The 18636-nt window shown below is 37.4% G+C and carries 20 protein-coding genes and 1 pseudogene; 3 read left to right on the top strand and 18 right to left on the bottom strand.

Translation table 11 applies throughout. The features are described from left to right. Positions 1-8 precede the first annotated feature (8 nt). The 9 genes and pseudogenes from JZO71_RS05995 to JZO71_RS05955 all read right to left on the bottom strand — a co-directional run. On the bottom strand, positions 9-1106 hold the full coding sequence (locus tag JZO71_RS05995) for a PTS fructose transporter subunit IIC (RefSeq protein WP_206898643.1): 1098 nt from the start codon (positions 1104-1106) through the stop codon (positions 9-11). Positions 1107-1122: 16 nt separating this feature from the next. Beyond that, the gene (locus JZO71_RS05990) at positions 1123-1431 is read right to left on the bottom strand and encodes a PTS fructose transporter subunit IIB (RefSeq protein WP_206898642.1); all 309 of its coding nucleotides are present in this window, start codon (positions 1429-1431) and stop codon (positions 1123-1125) included. A 16-nt stretch (positions 1432-1447) separates the two neighbouring features. Continuing rightward, the gene (locus JZO71_RS05985; RefSeq protein WP_206898641.1) at positions 1448-2326 is read right to left on the bottom strand and encodes a ketose-bisphosphate aldolase; all 879 of its coding nucleotides are present in this window, start codon (positions 2324-2326) and stop codon (positions 1448-1450) included. A 99-nt stretch (positions 2327-2425) separates the two neighbouring features. After that, a complete protein-coding gene (locus JZO71_RS05980; RefSeq protein WP_242590444.1) occupies positions 2426-2806 on the bottom strand; it encodes a PTS sugar transporter subunit IIA in 381 nt (126 codons plus the stop codon). 86 nt (positions 2807-2892) lie between these two features. Further along, on the bottom strand, positions 2893-3057 hold the full coding sequence (locus JZO71_RS05975) for a CAT RNA binding domain-containing protein (RefSeq protein WP_242590442.1): 165 nt from the start codon (positions 3055-3057) through the stop codon (positions 2893-2895). A gap of 648 nt (positions 3058-3705) precedes the next feature. Continuing rightward, complete coding sequence (locus tag JZO71_RS05970; RefSeq protein ID WP_206898640.1) at positions 3706-4053, bottom strand: DUF1831 domain-containing protein; 348 nt, start codon at positions 4051-4053, stop codon at positions 3706-3708. A 138-nt stretch (positions 4054-4191) separates the two neighbouring features. Next, a complete protein-coding gene (locus tag JZO71_RS05965) occupies positions 4192-5328 on the bottom strand; it encodes an IscS subfamily cysteine desulfurase (RefSeq protein WP_206898639.1) in 1137 nt (378 codons plus the stop codon). 186 nt (positions 5329-5514) lie between these two features. Beyond that, a complete protein-coding gene (locus JZO71_RS05960) occupies positions 5515-6489 on the bottom strand; it encodes a ribose-phosphate diphosphokinase (RefSeq protein WP_206898638.1) in 975 nt (324 codons plus the stop codon). Positions 6490-6566: 77 nt separating this feature from the next. Then, positions 6567-7091 (bottom strand): annotated as a pseudogene (locus tag JZO71_RS05955) (C39 family peptidase); the annotation flags it as partial. 224 nt (positions 7092-7315) lie between these two features. Here JZO71_RS05955 and JZO71_RS05950 point away from each other — a divergent pair. Continuing rightward, positions 7316-9223 carry a M13 family metallopeptidase gene (locus JZO71_RS05950; protein ID WP_206898636.1) on the top strand — a complete coding sequence of 636 codons (1908 nt, stop codon included), beginning with the start codon at positions 7316-7318 and terminating at the stop codon, positions 9221-9223. Positions 9224-9495: 272 nt separating this feature from the next. On the opposite strand, the gene JZO71_RS05945 is transcribed toward JZO71_RS05950, so the two are convergent. Genes JZO71_RS05945 through JZO71_RS05930 form a run of 4 tightly spaced genes read right to left on the bottom strand, consistent with a single transcriptional unit; the run spans position 9496 to position 11625 of the window. Then, positions 9496-10041 (bottom strand): isochorismatase family protein, encoded by a 546-nt coding sequence (locus tag JZO71_RS05945; RefSeq protein WP_206898635.1) that lies wholly within the window; start codon positions 10039-10041, stop codon positions 9496-9498. An 11-nt stretch (positions 10042-10052) separates the two neighbouring features. After that, positions 10053-10745, bottom strand: a complete 693-nt coding sequence (locus tag JZO71_RS05940; protein WP_206898634.1) for a 5'-methylthioadenosine/adenosylhomocysteine nucleosidase — start codon at positions 10743-10745, stop codon at positions 10053-10055. A gap of 16 nt (positions 10746-10761) precedes the next feature. Next, a complete protein-coding gene (macP, locus tag JZO71_RS05935; RefSeq protein WP_206898633.1) occupies positions 10762-11049 on the bottom strand; it encodes a cell wall synthase accessory phosphoprotein MacP in 288 nt (95 codons plus the stop codon). A 12-nt stretch (positions 11050-11061) separates the two neighbouring features. Next, positions 11062-11625: an NUDIX hydrolase gene (locus JZO71_RS05930; protein ID WP_206898632.1), complete on the bottom strand. Its 564-nt coding sequence runs from the start codon at positions 11623-11625 to the stop codon at positions 11062-11064. A 293-nt stretch (positions 11626-11918) separates the two neighbouring features. On the opposite strand from JZO71_RS05930, the gene JZO71_RS05925 reads away from it, so the two are divergent. Together JZO71_RS05925 and JZO71_RS05920 are read left to right on the top strand one after the other, a co-directional pair. Then, on the top strand, positions 11919-12530 hold the full coding sequence (locus JZO71_RS05925; RefSeq protein ID WP_430733281.1) for a 5-bromo-4-chloroindolyl phosphate hydrolysis family protein: 612 nt from the start codon (positions 11919-11921) through the stop codon (positions 12528-12530). Between the two features lie 156 nt (positions 12531-12686). Next, entirely contained in the window at positions 12687-13886 is a 1200-nt protein-coding gene (locus tag JZO71_RS05920; protein WP_206898630.1) for a toxic anion resistance protein, read from the top strand. Between the two features lie 66 nt (positions 13887-13952). Here the strand turns inward: JZO71_RS05920 and JZO71_RS05915 are convergent, their stop codons facing one another. The 5 genes from JZO71_RS05915 to JZO71_RS05895 form a co-directional block, all read right to left on the bottom strand. After that, a complete protein-coding gene (locus JZO71_RS05915) occupies positions 13953-15338 on the bottom strand; it encodes an amino acid permease (RefSeq protein WP_206898629.1) in 1386 nt (461 codons plus the stop codon). A gap of 36 nt (positions 15339-15374) precedes the next feature. Next, positions 15375-16241 (bottom strand): GRP family sugar transporter, encoded by an 867-nt coding sequence (locus JZO71_RS05910; RefSeq protein WP_206898628.1) that lies wholly within the window; start codon positions 16239-16241, stop codon positions 15375-15377. An 88-nt stretch (positions 16242-16329) separates the two neighbouring features. Beyond that, entirely contained in the window at positions 16330-17355 is a 1026-nt protein-coding gene (gene sapS / locus JZO71_RS05905) for a two-component system sensor histidine kinase SapS (RefSeq protein WP_206898627.1), read from the bottom strand. A 19-nt stretch (positions 17356-17374) separates the two neighbouring features. Further along, positions 17375-18049 carry a two-component system response regulator SapR gene (gene sapR, locus JZO71_RS05900; RefSeq protein WP_067485340.1) on the bottom strand — a complete coding sequence of 225 codons (675 nt, stop codon included), beginning with the start codon at positions 18047-18049 and terminating at the stop codon, positions 17375-17377. A 179-nt stretch (positions 18050-18228) separates the two neighbouring features. Next, positions 18229-18630, bottom strand: a complete 402-nt coding sequence (locus tag JZO71_RS05895; protein ID WP_067485342.1) for an organic hydroperoxide resistance protein — start codon at positions 18628-18630, stop codon at positions 18229-18231. Between the last annotated feature and the right edge of the window lie 6 nt (positions 18631-18636).

Genomic DNA, 18636 nt, shown 5'->3' with positions numbered 1-18636 from the left:
TATTCTCCTCAATTGATTGTCAGATCATCCCAAGAAATTTCTGCTTCTGCTTTTTCGACCACTATAACTTCTGCATTTGGATCCACGCGTTTCTTCAAAGCCAAAATCGTTACAGCAGTAGCAAACGAACCTATCACTAATGCACCTATGAACGCCCAAGGTCTAGTCATCGTAGCGACAGCAAACATTCCGGAAGCAGGAATATGACTATCAGCTCCCCATAACATACTTAGTCCACCACCGATTCCACCACCAACACCCGTAGCAATAACATTTCGGACTAAATCATTCAATACAATAGGGAAACAACCTTCTGTAATTTGACAAATCCCCATTGGAAAAGCTGTTTTTAACGTTTCGATTTCTTGGCGGTTAAAAATTTCTTTTTGAATGATTTTTCCAAGGAAAAATGCCATCGTCAAACCAAAAGGAGTTACCATTGATGCCAAAATCAGAACGGTCACAGGTTCATAGATTCCTTCTGAGAATAAAGCAAAGACAAAAGCAAAGACGACTTTATTGATTGCTCCACCGTAATCAATGGCAGAAAGCACACCAATTACTGCACCATATAAGAAAAGTGAAGAAGTATCTAAGCCAGTCAAGTAGTTCGTGATCAAATTCGTAAACCAATTGATTGGCGTACCAATCACATAGTACATCACTAAACCCGCAATCAATGAACTAAGAAATGGTAAAACAAGCGTTGGCATCAGTCCTTCCATCCATTTAGGTACTTTGATCCCCGCTGTCAAGAGTACTACGATAATTCCCGAAACGTACCCACCAAGCATTCCTCCTAGAAAACCAGCGCCAATTCCTTTTGCAACCATTCCAATAATCAAACCAGGGGCAATTCCCGGTTTGTCAGCAATAGAATAAGAAATTGCGCAAGAAACAACCATTGGCAGCAAACCTAACCCATAATTTCCCATTGAGGTTAGTGTATCTGCAAATGCAAAGCCCTCAGAAAAATCTTCAATTGCAACACCATCTAGCATATTTCCAATTGCTAATAAAAAACCTGAAGCAACAACGATTGGTAAAAAGAATGAAATTGCAGTCATCAAATGTTTTTTGATGCCTAAAGTCTTGATTTTATCCATTTTGTCCTCCTGAAATTTATTTGAGCATCTCTTCTAGTTTTTCTATCAGTTTATTTGGTGATTTGACAACTAGACTTGTAGGCACATCCACGATACGTTTTCCTGTGAAACGACCACGACCACTTACCTTGATATCCGCAGCAATCAACACAATGTCGGCAGATTCGATATCTCTTGATAACAAGGCATCTTGCGTACCAGCCAATCCTTGTGTTTCCACATGGATCTCATGTCCTCGTTCCTTAGCAGCTTGAAGTAATTTTTCTTGGGCGATATAAGTGTGCGCAATTCCCGCTGTGCATGCAGCAATTCCAACAATCTTCATAGACTAAGCTCCTCTCCTATTTAGATGTAGTGTAGTATTTAGCTTTATTGTCAGCTTTAAATAAGTGGATTTTTTGTAATGCAACTGTTTTTGTAGCCTCCATACATGGTGGGAACAACACATTTGGTTCACGAATTTCCAGATTTCCTTCATTTAAAATTCCACGTAGTTTTTCTGCGAAAACGATTTTGATGTCACTAGAAATATTGATTTTATTGACACCCATAACTACAGCTTTTGCAATTTCATCATCCGGATTGCTTGAACCACCATGTAAAACCAATGGTACATCCGTCAAATATTCAATTTCTTCTAAAATATCTAAACGCAACTCTGGATCAACATCTTTCGGATAAATTCCATGAGCTGTTCCGATTGCCACAGCTAAACTATCTACACCTGTTTCTTCAATAAATTTCTGTGCAACTTTTGGATCTGTATAAATGATTTCACTAACGCCACCTTCAACAGTATTCCCTGTATCACCGATTGTTCCTAATTCTGCTTCGACTGAGACACCCACTGCATGTGCTGCTTCCACGACTTTTTTAGAAATCGCTACGTTGTCCTCAAACGAATGATGGGAGGCATCAATCATTACAGATGTGAACCCTAATTGGATTGCATGGATGACCTGCTCAAAACTAGCTCCGTGATCCAGATGGATACAAACAGGAATCGTTGCTTTTTCTGCTAAATATTTTACTTGTGAAACAAAACTATCTGTTAAAAAACGTAATTCTTCTGGGTGAATCGCAATCATGACAGGCGCATTTGCTTCTTCGCAGGCCTCCATCACTGCATTCAACAACTGACCAGAGCCCGCATTGAATGCTGGTACTGCAAATCCTTTTTCTTTTGCCACTGCTAAAATTTCTTTTCCTGTTACTAACATATTGATCGACACTCCTTTTTATTTGTTAATCATTAATTGATATAAAGCTTCAACTGTTTCTACTTCTTTTAATTCATGAATAAATTCATTATCTGCAAGTCAACTGGCAATTTTTTGTAATAACCGCAGATGCTTAAGATTGGCATCCTCCGCTTTTACTGCAAATAAAAGAACAACTTTGACAGCTTGATCATCAAGTGTTTCCCAAGGAATTGGTTGTGCTAAAGTAGCGATGATAATGACAGTTTGGTTCACAGTAGTTGATTTGCCGTGAGGTATCGCGATTCCCTGACCAATACCAGTAGTTCCCTCTGCTTCTCTCTGGTAAACATCTGTTAAAAAGATTTCTGAACTTGCTACGTAACCTTTACGTTCTAGCAAATCGGCCAGTTCTTTCAGAATCTGCCCTTTGGTCGTTGCTTTTGAATCTACAACAAGTAAATCTTTATGAATAATTTCCCGAATATCAAGTGCTTCCAACCAATCATCCTCCTAAAAAAAATAGACCTGACTCACTCCAAACTTTGGAATGGGTCAAGCCTGCCAGACAGTAACTCCCCTAGATTTCATGTTGATATTTTTTGGTACATACATTCTACATTCTTCGATTCGACGATATCACCGACCTTCTTACCAAATCCGATTCCTCGTCTAATGAGCACCCACTCTCCTTTCTTCGATCTTGCAACGACTGCATTATGATTCAATATCAAAATCACTTGCACCTGCATGCCTCCTTTTTATGACAGAAACAGCCACATTGAAATGCGCCTTCGTAAATTAATACGCAGACTATATTCCAAATGATGAAAAAAGACAACAAAATCATAAAAATCTTCACTACTGTAATTTTTTAGCAAAAATCATGCTACTTTTTAGTAGTTTTTGTCTCTTACGCGTATTTTAAGACAAAAGAAAAGGTATCGGACACCAATCAGTCCAATACCTTTCAGCATAGCAAATAAAACGAATACATCCTCTAGAAAATTTCTCTAAAAAACTAGATTTATACTTCCAGATTCGTTACAATGAACGAGGTCGATGCATTGCGTTGACTATGGCAAACTTGATTGGTCCGTTTGGTTGACTGATTCAAGGCCTCAGCATTTGGCTGCCACCATTTGCCGAGGTGCCTTTTTTATTTGGCTGTTTCTATCTGCCACTTATGATACTGATAGCGTATCCAGTAGTCAAGAAAAACATAAAAACTACAAAAAATTGGGGTGTTTTTTTACCAAAAATGCGTAAATTACTTTTCTAGATAAATATTGAGTATCCAAGCTTTGTAAATAGTATAGAATAATCTACTAATAGATATGTTTGTTATAAAAAAGAAATAACTCACCTCTCATTCATCTAAGAGGTGAGTTATTTTTTGCTTAATCTTCAATTTTTTCAAATAGGCCTCGGCTAATCATTCCATCCATCAAGAAGTAAAACTTATCTTGACTCATTTTTTGCTTCGGATCTTTGAAAATATTCACAGCCTTTAGACCATTAGCTGTTGTGATCGACATCTTTAATGTTTCAATGTCTTTTGATACAGTTATTTTTAATTTAAATCCTTCTTTGCTTTGTGGAGTTGCATCTAAAGGGCGGATCAATTGGTAATTTCCTCCATTTGTTTCAATAAAGCCATTATCTCTCAGTGTATATCGCTTTGCACTTGGTGCTAAGCGATAACTAGTTTCTGCACCAAGAACTGTCGCTGTTTTTTCAAATGCCACGTTCTTCACCTCGATAAAATTATTTTCTATCTCAATTATAAAAGGTTCTAAATTAATTTACTAGCTTCTTTGACAAAAGTTTTACAAAAGGGCAAGAAAAAAGGACGGTCAAACGAAATCTCGTTTTCCGTCCTTTTTTTATTTTATTAAAATTGAAAGCAATTGTTCGATAAAGTGTTGAATCTCTTCTTCCGTATTCCCAAAACCAAAGCTAATTCGAATGGATTCTTTTAGGATTGGTGTGTCTTCGCCATACATTGCTTCTAACACATGAGAAGGTTCAATATTTCCTGCTGTACATGCTGATCCTGTTGAAATAGCGATTCCTCTAAGATCCAACTTCATAAGCAATAAGTCATTTGTCACACCAGGTAATCTCAAATTCAAAACATGAGGTAATTTATTCGCTAAATCACCATTCACTTGGTACGCGATTCCGTGATTTTCTAACGCTGTTAAAATCATTTGTTGGAATTTTTGGTATTTTTCACTTCTAGCTTGACGTTCTTTCTCATCTAAAATCGTTGCAGCTGTTGCCATCCCCCAGATACCTGCTAGATTTTCTGTTCCTGCACGTCGTTTTTCTTCTTGTTCCCCCCCTAAAAGCAAGGCTGGGATAGCCACACCATCACGTTTATACAAGAACCCAACACCTTTTGGCCCATTGATTTTATGTGCAGAAACACTTAACAAATCAACTCCCAAAGCCTCCGGGCGAATCGTTTGATTTCCATAAGCTTGGACAGCATCAGTGTGAAAATAAGCAGGATGTTCTGCCAACAACTCACCGATTTCTTTGATTGGCATTAAATTTCCAATTTCATTATTCCCATACATAATTGAAACTAAAATTGTATCTTCACGTAACGCTTGTTGGAAGTCAATGATTGAAAGATTCCCGTTTTCATCAACAGGCAAATAAGTCACTTCAAATCCTTGCGTTTCTAAATATTTCATCGTATTCAATACTGCAGGATGCTCGATTGCCGTGGTGATCAAATGTTTCCCTTCATTTTGTCTTGCAAAAGCTGTTTCAAGAATTGCTGTATTATCGCCTTCAGTTCCACCACTATTAAAAATAATTTCATGCGACTTCACCTGCAATGTGTCCGCAATCATTTGGCGTGCTGTTTCAAGTTTTTCATGTGCTACTCTTCCGAAGCCGTGAATACTTGAAGGATTGCCAAATGTTTCATTCATGATGTCAGTCATTGCTTTGATTACTTGAGGATGCATTGGTGTTGTCGCCGCATGATCCAAATAAATGTTTTCCACCTTGTTTCATCCCTTCCACTTATAGCTAGGCACATTCTAGCACAGAATAGCTTACTTACCAAAAATAAATCCTTTTTCCTCACAAAAAGTAAGCAACCTTTTGAATAAAAAAAGCGAGTAGCGCCTCAAACAACTTGAGGAAACTACTCACTTTTCTCACATTTTGCTTAGCAACCTTTCGATTGATTAGTCAAAAGCTTTTTCTTCTAACTTGAACAATGGACTCATTGGCGTGTTTTCGTGAATTCGTTTCACGGCTTCACCCATTAGTTCCGAACAAGTAATGATCGTCAAGTTTTCTGGATGGAATTCGTCCTTCGTCCAAACAGAATCAGTGATACAAATATCTTTGATTGGTGCGCCATCTAGAATGGATTTTGCAGGTACTGAAAGTAATCCATGAGAGGCACAAGCATAAATATCTTTCGCACCATTTTCTTTCAAAACATTCGCAGCGCGTGCAAATGTCGCACCTGTATTTAAGATATCATCGACCATGATACATGTTTTTCCTTCAACATCACCAATCACATAACCGCTATCTAAGTCAGCGTCGTCCGCATGATCAACAATTGCCAAAGTACTATCCAAGTATTCAGAAAGACTACGCGCACGTTGGACACCACTGTTTTTTGGTGAAACAACGACAATATCATCACCGGTTAAGCCAAGTTCGCGATAGTAATGTGCAAAAAGTGGCATCGTAAATAAATTATCTACAGGAATATCAAAGAATCCTTGTACTTGAACTGTGTGTAAATCTAATGTTAAGACACGTGTTGCTCCAGCTTCCTCAATTAAATTAGCGATTAATTTTGCTGTGATTGGTTCATGAGGCTTTGCTGTCCGGTCTTGACGTGCGTAGCCATAATAAGGTAAAACAACATTGATTGTTTTAGCACTTGCACGTTTCATTGCATCGATCATGATTAATAGTTCCATGTAATAATCATTTACCGGCGCATTCGTCGATTGAACGATGTAAACATGATCCCCGCGAATGCTTTCTTCAATATTGATTGCAATCTCACCATCACTAAATTGTTTTACTACACTTTTTCCTAGTTCTGTCCCAAACACTTTTGCAATTTTTTCAGCTAATGGACGATTTCCATTCAAGCTAAAAATTTTCAGCGTGTCATCCTGATACTTTTTACTCATGTAGGCCTCCCTAAAACTTCTATTCCACGTTAGTTTAACATACTTTCAACATATTTTCTGGTAATTTCAGCAAATTGTTACGAAAGTGAAACAGTTCCATTCGTCCAGCTTGCTGGTATGATTTTTTTCGTATTTCCCCAATTATCATGCACTTTATAATAGCGTTTTCCTGTGGATGACTCAAAATATGCGTAAGCAACCACCCAATGATTTCCATAGGTACTTCCTAGTCCTTTCAACAAGCCAACTAACACGGGCTTTCCTTGACGAATCCGTTTGGTAGCACGTTGCCATGATCCAAACAAGGTTCCTCTAGCACGTTGCTCTTCTCCCATTGCTTTTAAAAACTGAGAGAGTCCATGACTAACTTGTAACGGAATTGTCGGCATTCCTAATGGTTGGATGTAAGCACGTAATAAATCAATTAGTATAGTTTCATCTGGACTTTCTTTGACACGAATCCGTTCCGGCAATGCGAACTCTTGTCGGTAATCTTGATAATAAGCTAACAAAACTGCCGCTGCATAAGTGCCGCATAAATAGCCTGATGGGGTTTTCCAGTTCTGGTATTTCTCAAAACGTTCTTCTGGCAAACCAATCCACTGATCTTTCATTGTTTGATTGGCTGCTCCAGCTGAAGAAAACTCTCTCATTTCTGATTTCAGTTGCCTTCGCCTCCTTTTTTTCATTATAATAGATGCCAACTAAAAAACAAATGACTTTGATTGTTCATTTCTTACAAAAAAATCGACAAACACCATAGTATTTGTTTAAAAAAACTTTTTGTTAGATAATGAGTTCACGAGAAAAAAGGAGTGACTGATGAATGAATAAAGAACGATTGAAACAAGATTTCTTTGAAGCAGTCAATGAAGACTGGCTAAAGACAGCGAAAATTCCAGCTGACAAACCTGCTACAGGTGGATTTCAAGATTTAGTCGAAGGAATCGATCAGCTTTTGATGGGAGAAGTAGACGACTTACTTGCACATCCTAAAAAAGTTTCTTCCGAAAAAATGAAAAACTTTCTAGCCTATTATCAACTGGCCAACGATTACGCTAAACGAAATGACTTAGGCGCAACGCCGCTCTTACCTTTATTGGAAAAAATCGAAGCCATCAATTCTTATTCTGACTTAAATGCACTGTTTCCTGATTGGACATTGGAAGGATTTGCGTTGCCATTCACAGTTGATGTTGATGCAGATATGAAAAATGCGCAAACAAATGCTTATTTTGCTTATTCCCCTTCTTTATTTTTGCCTGATAAAACGTATTACACACCCGAACATCCAAACGGTGCACAACTTTTGTCGGTGTTTTTTGACATGATGGTTCAGTTATTAGAGCTTACTGGTAAAGAAAAACAACATGCTGAAGCAATCGTGGAACAAGCTATCCAATTTGATAAACTGATTGCTCCACACGTAAAAAGTGCGGAAGAAAATGCCGATTACAGCAAAATGTATAACCCAAAATCATTTGAAACGTTTGTCGGTTACAGCAAAAAGTTAGACTTAGAAAAATTGACAATTGGTTTGATTGGCACACAGCCAGATAAAGTAATCGTAACGGATCCCGTTTACTTTGAACATTTGAATGAGTTACTAACTGATGCCCATTTTTCATTATTGAAAAGTTGGTTATTGGTTAAAACGGTACGTTCCTTAAGTGGCTATCTTTCAGAAGACTTTCGACAAATCGGCAGTATCTATTCTCGTACCCTTTCTGGCGCTGATGAAGCGATGCCACAAAAGAAAGCGGCTTTCTATTTAGCTTCCGGCCAATTCGACCAAGTCGTAGGAGATTATTACGGCAAAAAATATTTTGGTGAAGCTGCCAAAAAAGATGTTGAACAAATGGTAGAAAAGATGATTGCTGTTTATCAAAAACGATTAGAAGAAAACAATTGGCTTAGTGACGAAACGCGTGAGAAAGCAATCATTAAATTAAACAAATTAGGTATTCAAGTTGGTTATCCTGAGAAAATCCCAGCGATTTTTGATCAATTCCAAACAGTATCTTCTGAAGAAGGTGGCACTCTACTTTCAAATGCCTTCGATTTTAGTAAAAAAGTGTTGATTGACCGTTTCAGCAAATGGAACAAACCAGTTGATCGAACAGAATGGGAAATGAGTGCTGACACAGTCAATGCTTATTACCATCCATTTAGAAATATCATTGTTTTCCCAGCAGCAATTTTACAAGCACCTTTTTATAGTTTGGATCAATCAAGTTCTGCAAACTTTGGGGGCATTGGTGCTGTCATTGCACACGAGATTTCGCATGCCTTTGATAATAACGGCGCACTTTTTGATGAATATGGGAATTTAAACAACTGGTGGACAGATGATGACTTAGCTCATTTCCAAGAAAAAGCAAAAGCAATGATCGAAGAATTTGATGGAATTGAATTTGCAGATGGCGCTGTGAATGGAAAACTCACTGTTTCAGAAAATATCGCAGATGCAGGCGGGCTAAGCTGTGCCTTGGAAGCTGCGAAAGGTGAAGAAGATCTTTCCTTAGAATCTTTCTTTGTCAACTGGGCAACCATTTGGCGTACCAAAGCAAAAAAAGAATATCAACAATTGCTATTGCAAGTAGATGTTCATGCACCAGCAAAACTTCGTGCAAATATCCAACCACAAAATTTAGAAGAATTTTATGCTACGTTCGACGTTACTCCAGATGATGCTATGTATCGTGCACCAGAAAAGCGTGTGCATATTTGGTAATGTAAATACTTAACCTTCTGTCTTTTTCTGGATATTTGATAACGAAAGAGCTATAAAAAAAGAGGACTGATTGAACAGTCCTCTTTTTTTATTTTTTCTTGGTGAAGGTAAACTTTTTATTCTCTAAATAGAGCTAAGTGTTTTGTGCTGTAACCTTCACGAGGTTCAAGAAGTAACTCCTTAAAAATGAGTCTAAATTTCACAAATTTTTGGGAAGTAATTTTTGAAAATTTATTCTTATTTATTGGAATAAACACTTCTTTCACAACCTTTTAGACAATCGTTGCCCCCAACGTGTTTTCAAAATGTCTGAGCGCCCATTCATGACCAATTTCATCAAAGCTTGCCACAGCATCTTTATAAATAAATAAGTTATAGCCCAAATTATACGCATCAACAGCCGTGTGCAAAACACAAATGTCGGTGCAGACACCAGTTAAATATACGTCTGTAATCTTTCGTTCTCTCAAGCGAATGTCCAGGTCTGTTCCACTAAAAGCCGAATAATGTCTTTTATCGATCCAGTAAATATTTTCCTGTTCTTGGTATTTTTGATAAAGCGGTGCTAATTTCCCAAACAAATTCCGACCATCAGTCCCAATCACATTATGAGGTGGAAATAAACGATTCTCTGGATGAAATAAATCTTTTGGATCGTGGGCATCAATTGCAAATACCACATATTCATTTTCTTCAATAAATTCACGGGTATGTGCTGTAATTGCTGGTTCAATTGCTTGTCCAGCAGCACCCGTTGTCAATTTCCCATCAGTTGCAACGAAGTCATTTGTATAATCAATCGACACTAATGCTTTCACGTGTTTCCTCCTTAAACAAGATGTTTAACAAATTGGATAACCATTTCCGCTGAGCGTTTACCTGCATCTTCAATAAATTCATCAAATGTTTGTGTAGCTGAATGATCTGCTGTATCACTCATTGCACGCACAATCAAGAAAGGAATATTAAATTGGCGTGCAGTTTGTCCTACCGCTGCCCCTTCCATCTCACATGCTAGTGCTTCTGGAAAGTTCGTTAAGATTTCTTGTACTTTTGTTGGAGAATCTACGAAAGTATCACCAGTCACAATCAAGCCTTCTTTTACATTCAAGTTCGTTGCGTTTGCTGCCTTCACCATTTCTGAACGTAAATAAGTACTTGCTTCATAATAAAGAGGCATTCCTGGTAGTTGCCCTGGTTTATAACCAAATCCTGTGGCATCTGCATCAAAATAGGCAACTTTATCTGAAACGACAATATCACCAACAGCTAAGCCCTCACCAATACCACCGGCAGATCCAGTATTGATAACCATATTCACACCATATTGTTGAATCAACAAACTAGTTGTGACAGATGCTAATACTTTGCCGATGCCTGAACGAACAACGATAACTTCGTGTTTTCCTAGCGATCCAGAAATAAACAATGCCCCCGCACGTTCCCAAGATAGAGGTTCGCTTAAATTTTCTCGCAAAATTTTTACTTCTTCTTCCATTGCTCCGATAATACCGATTTTCATAAAATTTCCTTCTCTCTTAAATAAATATGATTGCTAAGATCACAACACAAAGCAACAAGATTACAATCGCTAATGCTTTCATCAAAAAAACATTCCATTTATGTGTTTTTTCTCGCTCACTTGTTCGAGTCTTGGTTGTCTTTTGTTTCTTCTTACTTACTTTACGATAAAAATTTGAGCTGTTAGCCGGCTCTAGGTCACTCTGGTTGTTTACCTGATAATTGGCTTCATCAACTGGTTCTCTCATCTGTTCTTTTTGTCGTTTTCGTAATTCTGAACGCGTAATCAGCGGTCCTTTGGCCATCAGCCGATCCCTCTACTTTCCTTTAGACAATAATGCCCAATACTGAATCGCAAAAATGGTTTTTGCATCACAAATGAGCCCTTCCGTCATTGCTTGTTTTGCCTCTGCCATCGTCAACGCATAAAGTTCTAATACTTCATCTTCATCTTGGGCTAATGGATTTACAACTTTTTCGATGTTTGTTGCGTGATAAACATGCAGCAGTTCATTAGCAAAACCTGGTGATAAATACATTGAAGTAACGTGGATCATATCCTGAGCACGATAACCAGTTTCTTCTTCTAGCTCTCTGCGCGCAGTCAATTCAGGTTCTTGTCCTTCTCCCGGGTCAATTTTACCAGCAGGAATTTCTAAAATCACTTTTTCGAGTGGCTTTCTAAATTGTTTAACTAACAATAAACGTTCTTGTTCATCAAAAGCAATGATTCCTACGCCACCCGGATGAAAAACTAATTCACGTTGAGCGGTTTTTCCATCAGGCAAACGAACTTCATCTAAAGCAACATCAATAATTTTTCCATGAAAAATTTCTTTACGCATCATTGTTTTTTCTTCAAACTGGTCATAACTAAGCATTCTACTTCCTGCTTTCTTTTGTAATAATAACTGCTTTTTTCTATTTTTTCAATTTTCCTAAAAACTCCTTATTAGTTTACCATAGAAAAACCTTAGAATTTTCCTAAAATATGAAAATCCATCCTTAGCCCGATACTCTTTCTTAAGCTGGATATGCTAAAATAAAAGATGTAAACGGGAACTGAACCGAGACAACAGAAACAATGATAGATACTCAATGGAAAGAATAATCTGGAGGGCATATTATGAAAAAACGAAAATGGCCATGGATTTTAGGAATCGGACTAATCCTGATGTTTGTTTCATTTAGTGGAGATTCTTCGCTAATTAGTAGCATCATCATTTTAGCCGGAATTTTATTAGTCTTATGGAAACTATTTGGTTCTGGAAAGAATAAGAAACGTTCAAAAGAAATTCCTGAACTATCAGATGATCTAAAAGTTCACTATACAGAAGTTGGCATGACGCCGAGCGAAATCAATTTTTTCCGAGAAACGATGAATCACACAAAAACACAAATCAATCGACTTCAAGTAAACTTAAATCAAACAGCAAAACTAAAAGCAATTGATCTTCGTCATGACACAGTCAAAGCTGCCAAGGCACTCTTCAAAGAATTGGTCAAAGAGCCACATCGTTTACATGATGCGAGTCACTTTCTTTACACACATCTGCCAAACCTCATTGATTTGACGGATAAGTATATTGAGATCAATGATCATGAAATCAAAAATAAGCAGACTTATGCCAAACTAGAAGAAAGTGCACAGATCATCGATCAACTTGCCAGCTTGATTACACAAGATTATCAACAATTTGTATCAGATGATTTAGATGACTTAGATTTAGAGATATCAGTTGCGAAACAAAACTTAAAACGTGATAATAGAAGTGAAGAAGACTAATCTTTATCTTTTCTGAGTCACTTAAATAGTCAGCTAATGACTCGAAGCAATTGCCGCTTTTTCGGTGTGCTTCGAGTTATTTTCAAACTTAGCTGTCCATTTTTTGTCTCTCAGATTTTTTAAAAAGTTCACCACAAGCCCTAAGGAGGAATTCAGATGGACAAGAACAATCCAAATGAACTAAAAAATGTTACACCTGTAGATAGTACGTTAGATGACCTGTTAAACAATCCTTTTTCAACACCGACAGATACATTAACTCAAACACAACAAGCAGAAATCAACGCTTTACAAGAACAACAAGTAGCCGCACGTTTGATTGATAAACTACCCCCAGAAAGACAAGAACAAGCAAAACAGCTTGCCGGAAAGATTGATGCTACTGATGCGCAATCAGTTATCAGCTATGGTTCTGCTGCACAAACTAAGCTAAGTGAATTTTCACAATCTATGCTGAATCATGTACAAGTACAAGATATTGGTCCTGTTGGGGATTCTTTAACAGAATTGATGTATCGTTTGCAAGAAGCAAATCCCGACGAGTTACGAGCTGGCGAAGGAAATATTTTCCAGCGTGTTTTTGGTAAAGTAAAACAATCCATTTATGAAGTAACTGCCAAATATCAAAAAATAGGTGCACAAATCGACAAAATTGCTGTCAAATTAGACAAAGAAAAAGATGGCCTATTAAAAGATAACTTGATGCTTGAGCAACTTTATCAAAAAAATAAAGACTACTTTGATGCTTTAAACATTTATATTGCCGCTGGTGAACTAAAAATGGAAGAATTGCAAAAAACGACGATTCCTGAGGCAATGAAAAAAGCTGAAGAAACAGGCGACCAAATGGATGTCCAGATTGCGAACGACTACACCCAATTTTTAGATCGTTTAGATAAACGTACGCATGATTTACGTTTAGCCCGACAAATTACGATTCAGCAAGCACCACAAATTCGGTTGATCCAAAACACAAACCAAGCACTGGCAGAAAAAATCCAAGCTTCGGTTGCAACAGCGATCCCATTATGGAAAAACCAAGTTGTTATTGCATTGACTTTACTTCGTCAAAAAGACGCAGTCACTGCACAACGTCAAGTTTCTGAAACAACCAATGACTTACTGAAGAAAAACTCAGAAATGTTGAAAATTTCTGCTATTGAAACAGCGAAAGAAAACGAACGAGGAATCGTGGACATCGAAACATTGCAAAAAACACAAAATGACCTCGTTGAAACAATCCAAGAAACCTTGCGTATCCAACAAGAAGGTAAAGAAAAACGTCGTCATGCCGAACTTGAATTGTCAAATATGGAAGAAGACTTAAAACAAAAATTACTGGATTTAACTCAATAAAATCAAAAAAGCTAGAACAAATAGTAATCTATTTGTTCTAGCTTTTATCTTGTACTTATTTAATTATTATTCACCTTGTTTTTGATTCATGACACTGTTTTTATACCCATACGTGAAGTAAATAATCAGTCCAATCAGCATAACGATTGCAAAAACAATCCACGTAATTGCCTGTAAGCGTAACATCAATATGACACAAGTCAAAATAGAAATAATCGGTAGAACTGGCACAAGTGGTACCTTGAATTCTCCCGCTTTTGGTTGCCCAAATTGCTTTCTTAATTTCAATAACCCTAAACTCACCAAAATCAAGTACGTTAATGCAGTGATATTGGTCAACTCAGCTAAAATATCAAGCGGAAACGCCCCCGCAAAAAAGACTGCTACCACACCAGCTGTGTAAGTTGCTTTTTTAGGCGTCCGATGTTTTTCGTCAATCTCCGTCATGTATTTTGGTAATAAACCGTCTTTACTAATTGCAAACAATAAACGTGCCAAAGAATACATCATTGAAATGGTCACTGTTAATAACGTCAAAATCGCTCCAACTGCAATAACAGCTCCGACCGTTCCATGACCTACATAACGCATTGCAAAAGCTACCGGATCACTCACACCTAATTCTGTAAATGGTACGATTCCAGTCAAGATCAATGTCACTACAATGTATAAAACAGTTGCAATCAAAATCGAACCAATAATTCCTCTTGGCACATCTTTTTGCGGATTTTTCACTTCTTCTGCTGCCATCGCTACCGCATCAAAACCTAAGAAGGCAAAGAAAACTAATGCTGCACCATCCAACACTCCCGAAAAACCAAATGGTGTAAATGGGGTCCAGTTTGCAGGTTTCACAAAAAAGATTCCTACAACAATAAATAAAGCAATAATTCCAAATTTAACAAATACCATTACATTATTTAAACGCAAAGCTTTCTTTGCTTCTAGCGAAACGATATACGTTACAAACACAACAACTAAGACTGCAATTAAATCCAGATATGTGCCATTTTCACGATTATATCCCCCAGTCAACGCTGTAGGTAACTCTACACCCAGACTAGCTAAAAATCCTTGAACATATCCAGACCAACCAGATGCAACTGATGAAACAGCTAATAGAAATTCACTAATCAGTAACCAACCAGTCAACCATGCGATAAATTCGCCGAATACAACATATAGATATGCGTACGGACCACCAAGAATTGGCACGCGTGAAGCAAATTCAGCAAAACTTAATCCTGACAGAATGACAACAACTGCCGCTAGAACGAACGAAAGTGACAGTGCTGGGCCTGCATTTTGATTGGCCGCAACTCCTGTCACTACAAATATCCCGGTTCCGATGATTGCACCAATACCTAGCATAATCAAATCCGATGTTTTTAATTCTTTTTTCATACCACTCGTTTGATTGAGCTCGATCTTTTTCTTACGAAATAAATCCATTGAAGTTCCTCCCCATTTTAGGTTGGAAAACAGTGATTAAACTGTTTTCATATACCCTAAAAGGATACCACCTAAAATGACTAGAAGGCAACCAACAATCACATAAACCATTTCTTTTTTGGTTTTGTGTTCACCCAAAATGAAAATACCACCTAAAGTTGAGATGATGATCCCCATTTGTGATAAAGAAAATCCTACTGCTAAACCTAGTGATTTAACTGTTAACAACATACAAATATTCCCGATTCCCCAGAGTAAACCAGAAATCATGTTTTTCCAAACAAATTGATCGACTTTAACTTTTTTGAAGGCAAAAAAGCTTGCACCTAAGATCATCCCAACACTTTGTGGCAAAATAATTGACCATGCGTCAAGATGTGCCCAAGTAATGATGATGGTGTAGACACCATAACCTAATGTTGAATAGATTAGTGCTCTAAAACCCTTTCCAAAATCAAGCATTTTATTATCTGTATTTACTTTTCCGTCTTCATCTTGACGAGCAGTCAAATAAGCACCGCTTACAAGTAACGCTAAAGCAATGAAACCGTAAATAAAATCTTTTGTTTGCGTCCATTCATGGAAGAACACCGCGCCCGCAATCGTATTCAAAATCAACTGAAAACCTGTTGATAATGGTAGCCCTACAGATACACCCATAAATTTCATTCCATGGAATTGACCATTTTGTCCAACACTCCATGCTAAACCGGATAAAAATCCAATCAAGAAAATCCAAGGGGTGATTACTGGATTTACTACAAAAAACAAGACTAAAGAAAACAAGAATGCCCCGATTGTCATTCCTAACGTTTGTTGATTGGCATCGCCACCAATTTTTCCGCTGACTAAGCCGATACTTCCCCAAGCAAGCATAGGGATTAATGCTATTAATATTTCCATAACTTTTCTCCTTTTATTTCACATGTAAAGAAACTTATCAGGGAAAACGTTAACAACACAAGCAAATTTTTTCTTTTCTAACGATTTTCTAACGTTCTTCATTGTAGAAATTTAAGGTTGGAAATAAAATAGTCATTGTTGTACCTTGATTTTGGATTGATTCTGCTGTTAACTTCAGTCCTAATTTTTCTGCTAAATTCTTTGCCAAGTACAAGCCTAACCCAGTTGAATGTTGCTGTGTCAATCGCCCATTGACACCTGTGAAGCCCTTATCAAAAATTCGCTTCACATCTTCGGCAGGAATCCCGATACCTGAATCTTTCACTGCTAAAGTTACTCCTTGATTTGTCGCTTCAATTAAAATGATGATTTCCCCATGACTTGGTGTGTATTTGATTGCATTGCTTAATAATTGTTTGAAAATAAAAGCAACCCATTTCGCATCGGTTAATACCATCGCATCTTCGCCAACAATTTCATAATGGATTTGTTTCTGAATAAAATAATTAGCTTGACTACGAATCACAGGTTGGATGATTCCTTTTAGACTATACTCTTGAATTAAATAATCTCTCGAAAAGCTATCTAAGCGTGCATAATATAAAACTTGCTCGACGTACTCATCAATTTTTGACAGTTCATTTTCTAACAACATATATTTTTTGTCATCAATATCAAATTCAATCGAACGTACCAACAATTCTGAAGCTGCTAACGGCACTTTGATTTCATGCACCCATGAATCAATGTAATCTTTCTGATCTTGTTGATTACTGATTGCTTGTTGCATCAATTCCTGATGTTCTCGGATCAGTTGATTGATATATTCTTCAACCAGCTTTTCTTCTTCCGTATGGCCACCCTCCAAATAACTTTGCAATGGAGAATGTTCTTTCACATTTGCCAAGTGTGCCCACCAACGGCGTTTTCCAAGATAACCATCCAGTAAATAAAACGCTAGAAAAACACTCTGGATGACAGCTAAATAAGCAATCGTTTCCCAATCTACTTCTATATTGGGGGCTAACCACATAACAAAAGCCGTTAATACTACAAAAAAAAGCCAGCCTAAAATCAAAGACCATTGATCTTTTAAATACCTAAAAAAATTCATTGGCTATTATCCGCCCTTTCTAAGGAACGATATATCCTTGTCCAACTTTTGTTTCAATATATCCCATGATTCCAGCTTGCTCGATTTTTCTTCGCAAGCGATTGATATTCACCGTTAGTGTATTATCATCCACAAAACGTTCATCATCCCACAAAGCACGTAATAGCTTTTCGCGACTCAAAATTTTTCCATGTTGCTTCATTAAAATAAACAATAGTCGGTACTCATTTTTACTTAGATCAATGATCTCTCCATCAATCTCCATGCTTCCATTATCAACATTTAGCGTGATCCCATTATGACTCATCATCTCACTGGAAAGTTCTGTATAATTATATGAACGACGCAATAGGGCATTGATTTTAGCAATCAGCACATCTACTTGAAAGGGCTTGGTTACGAAGTCATCTGCTCCCATATTCATTGCCATGATCATGTCCATATTTGTATTGCGGCTGGAGATAAAAATAATTGGTACTTTTGATACTTCGCGGATTTTTTGGCACCAGTAATATCCATCAAAAACTGGCAGATTGATATCTAGTAACACTAATTGCGGTGCTTCTTCTTCAAAATCTGAAAAAACCTGATTGAAATCAGTTGTTCCAAATGTTTCAAATTGCCACTTTTCTAACTCTTCCATAATTAGTTGACGAATGACTTCTTCGTCTTCTACTACCATGATTTTTGCCATCGACTGCTCCTCCTAGTTTTTCTTCTTGCATCTACAATAGCAAACCCCACAGCCCATGACAACTGTGGTTTCCTTTTCTTTATAATTGATTATAAATGTTTGTCCGGATCAAAAATAAAAAACGTAAAAACTGACAGCTAAGTCAGCTCTTACGTTCAAGTATTACTTCATTAGTATTTTTAGACAAGGTCCACTTGTACTTCGATATTTCCTTTAGTTGCTTTTGAATAAGGACAGAATTCATGTGCATCATCAACTAATTTTCGTGCTTCTTCTTCACTAACACCTTCTACATGGGCTTCTAGAACGACACCAATCTGGTAGCCACCGTCATCTAATGTGTAAAGTGAAACGCGTGCTTTAACTGTTGAGTCAGCATCTAAGCCTGCTTCTTTAACCATATGTTGCAATGCACCATTAAAACATGAAGCGTATCCTGCTGCAAATAATTGTTCAGGATTTGTTCCCTCCGCATGGATTCCTGGTGGTGTGATTTTCATGTGCATCGAACCATTTGGTGCTTCGACTGAACCTTCTCGTCCGCCGTGGTTAATCATCGCTGTTTCGTATAATTTTTTCATTGTACT

This window comes from Candidatus Enterococcus courvalinii (genome assembly GCF_017315945.1).
GTDB classification, from domain to species: Bacteria; Bacillota; Bacilli; order Lactobacillales; family Enterococcaceae; genus Enterococcus_B; species Enterococcus_B courvalinii.
Note: the sequence above shows the minus strand (reverse complement) of the source record. Positions and strands in the feature narration are given on the sequence as shown.